The sequence below is a fragment of the Tumebacillus permanentifrigoris genome, assembly GCF_003148565.1.
Lineage (GTDB): Bacteria > Bacillota > Bacilli > Tumebacillales > Tumebacillaceae > Tumebacillus > Tumebacillus permanentifrigoris.
Genome location: NZ_QGGL01000057.1, coordinates 1 through 1,257, shown reverse-complemented (window position 1 = coordinate 1,257; position 1,257 = coordinate 1). Strand labels below are relative to the sequence as shown.

Here is a 1,257-nt window from a genome sequence, read left to right as displayed (position 1 = left end):
CCATAGTCCGGTATCGTACCGGGCTATGGTTTTTTAGTCTGCTTTGGAATCGTTTATGGTTATAGAACTTCACGTAGCGTTTTACTGCTACTTCGAGTTCTGTTTTGCTCTTGAATTTATCGAGATAGATGCACTCGGACTTCAAATGGCTGAAAAAGCTTTCTGCACAAGCGTTGTCCAGGCAATTCCCCTTTCTGGACATGCTTGCGGTGATTCCAGAAGTCGAAAGAAGCTTATGGTACTGGCGAGAGGTATATTGGTGACCTTGGTCGCTGTGTAAGTGCACGCCTTTTGGCTTTCTCTTTTTGATGGCGGCTTTTACGGTTTCTAGGACGAGAGGAAGATCGTTACGTTCGCTGATCCGGTAGGATATGACCTCGTTGTTGTACAGGTCGAGCAATACGGATAAATAGAGCCATTGACCTTGAACGGATAGAAATGTGATATCCGTGACCCACTTCTCATTAGGCTTTGTCGCCTTGAAATTGCGGTTTAGAAGGTTCGGGGACACGACGGTTGCTTCACGTCTGCCAAAGTATTTCCGCTTCCTGCGAATACGAGATTGAATACCAAGTACCTGCATGAGCCGGTACACACGCTTGTGATTCACGGTGATCCCATACTCTTGCTGCAAACTGATCTTGATGCGGCGATACCCGTAGATACCTCGTACCTTGCGGTAGCACTCGAGGATTTTTGCTTGAGTTGCTTCGTCGTCGAGTTTCTTAGCCGAGGGATTCGCTTGTCTATGGAGCCATTTGTAGTAACCGCTTTTCGAGACCTTTGCAATACGGCATAGCAAAGAAACGGCGTATTGCCCCGCCAATTGCCGGATGTTTTCAAAGGTGGGGGTAAGGTCTCGACGGGTAGTTTCTACTTGTCGAGACCGAGCCACTTTTTTAGAAACTCGTTCTCCGCACGCAATCGTTTCATCTCTTGTTCAGGGGTTTCCGGGCGTGTACGAGGGCGACCTTTGCCGGTCACGATTCCTAGTGCCTTTCCACGCTTCTCTTCTAGCCCCGCCTCTCCTTCGGCCTCAAAGTGCTTTACCCACCGCTTGACTGTAGTGGAACTCGGGATGTTCAATTTGTCTGCGATCTCTTGGCAGCTCAACTCGTTTTGGTAATACAGGGTTATAGCTTGTAACTTTTCATCAAAGGTGTATGTCTTTCGAATGTTTCCCATAAATGAAAAACCCCCTTCAAATAGATAGTAGGGGGCTTTCTTCCTACTGTCTACTTGAAGGGGATCATATCA

General features: G+C 47.6%; 2 protein-coding genes. Both read right to left on the bottom strand.

What is annotated here, in order from left to right:
• Positions 1-895: IS3 family transposase (locus C7459_RS22835; protein ID WP_109691471.1), on the bottom strand; the 895-nt coding region annotated here is incomplete at its 3' end.
• Positions 874-1,185 (bottom strand): helix-turn-helix domain-containing protein, encoded by a 312-nt coding sequence (locus C7459_RS22830; protein ID WP_109691470.1) that lies wholly within the window; start codon positions 1,183-1,185, stop codon positions 874-876. The genes C7459_RS22830 and C7459_RS22835, both read right to left, overlap by 22 nt.
• Between the last annotated feature and the right edge of the window lie 72 nt (positions 1,186-1,257).

Coding starts and splice junctions, on each gene's coding strand:
- C7459_RS22830 (WP_109691470.1), bottom strand. CDS start 1,185: ATGGGAAACATTCGAAAGACATACACCTTTGATGAAAAGTTACAAGCT.